Raw genomic sequence first — 1,291 nt, 5'->3', positions numbered from 1 at the left:
GTCACCCTGGGCTCGGCCGGGACGACCCTGCTTGTCAACGGTCTTGAGACGATCACCGGCGGCACGGGTTCGGAACTGATCTATCTCGGCTCGGGCGGCAACACGCTGCTGGCATCCGGGATCGACATCCTGATCGGTGGTGTCGGCACCGATGTCGTCACGCTGGGCACGGCCGGCAACACGGTGCTGCTGCGCGGCATCGAGACGCTGACCGGCGGTGTCGGCACCGACGTCCTGACGCTGGGCAACACAGGCAACACTGTCACGGTTTCGCTGTTCGAAACGGTGGGCGGCGGCACCGGCGTGGACGTCATCAACATCGGCACGGCCGGCAGCACGCTGGCGGTGTGCGCCGTGGAGTCGCTGACCGGCGGTGTCGGCACCGATGTCATCACCCTTTGCCCGAACGGCAACACCATTCTGGTCGCGGCCGTCGAAACGCTTATCGGCAGCACGGCCACCGACTTCGTCACTCTGGGAACCGCCGGCAACACCATCCTGGTGTCGGCGCTGGAGACGCTGACCGGCAGCGTCGGCACCGACGTCGTCACCCTCGGTTCGGCCGGCAGCACGATGCTGGCGACCGGGCTTGAGACCCTGACCGGCGGCGCCGGCACCGATCTGGTGTTCATCGGCCTGACCGGCAGCACCCTGCTGGTGTCCGGCATCGAGACGCTGGTCGCCGGATCGAACATCGACACCGCGAACACCCTGGTCGACATCGTCACTCTGGGTACCGCCGGCAACACCATCCTCCTGCGCGGGCTGGAGACGCTGATCGGCGGGGCCGGCACCGATGTCGTCACCATCGGCGACACCGGCACCACCATGCTGATGTCGAATGTCGAGACGCTGTCCGGCGGCACCGGCATCGACGTCATCAGCCTGGGCACGGCCGGCAACACCCTGGTGCTGGTCGGCCTGCTCGAGACCCTGACCGGCGGCGTCGGCACCGACGTCGTCACCCTGGGCTCGGCCGGGACGACCCTGCTTGTCAACGGTCTTGAGACGATCACCGGCGGCACGGGTTCGGAACTGGTGTTCCTGGGCTCGGGCGGTTCGACGGTCTCGGTGTCGGGCATCGACATCCTGATCGGCGGCGTCGGCACCGACGTTGTCACGCTGGGCACGGCCGGCAACACGGTGCTGCTGCGCGGCATCGAGACGCTGACCGGCGGCGTGGGCACCGACGTCCTGACGCTGGGCAACACGTCCAACACCGCGACGGTTTCGCTGTTCGAGACGATCATCGGCGGCACCGCCTCCGATGCCATCACGATCGGCACCACGG

General features: G+C 68.0%; 1 pseudogene. It reads left to right on the top strand.

From position 1 onward, the window contains the following. Positions 1–1,291, top strand: a pseudogene (locus TSH64_RS01540) (calcium-binding protein); the annotation flags it as partial.

It is taken from the genome of Azospirillum sp. TSH64 (genome assembly GCF_003116035.1).
Classification (GTDB): Bacteria; Pseudomonadota; Alphaproteobacteria; order Azospirillales; family Azospirillaceae; genus Azospirillum.
The sequence above is the reverse complement of the archived record's forward strand: the minus strand, read 5'-3'. Positions and strand labels throughout refer to the sequence as shown.